At 67.6% G+C, this 284-nt stretch carries 1 pseudogene; it reads right to left on the bottom strand.

The window, feature by feature from the left end:
* Positions 1-284, bottom strand: a pseudogene (locus tag ONA70_RS36575) (transcription termination factor Rho); the annotation flags it as partial.

The following is a 284-nucleotide window of genomic DNA, read 5'->3' as shown; positions in this document are numbered from 1 at the left end:
CTCCGCCACCGTGGTGTGGTCCTGCGGCGGACGGTCGAACGTGGCCGCGATGACCTCGCCCTTCACCGACCGCTGCATGTCGGTGACCTCTTCCGGCCGCTCGTCGACCAGCACCACCATCAGGTGGCACTCCGGGTTGTTGCGGGTGATCGCGTTCGCGATCGCCTGCAGCACCATCGTCTTACCGGCCTTCGGCGGCGACACGATCAGCGCCCGCTGACCCTTGCCGATCGGCATCACCAGGTCGATCACCCGGGTGGTCAGGATGTGCGGCTCGGTCTCCA

This window comes from Micromonospora yasonensis, from assembly GCF_026013475.1.
GTDB lineage: Bacteria > Actinomycetota > Actinomycetes > Mycobacteriales > Micromonosporaceae > Micromonospora > Micromonospora yasonensis.
This window is presented reverse-complemented; position numbering and strand designations above follow the sequence as displayed.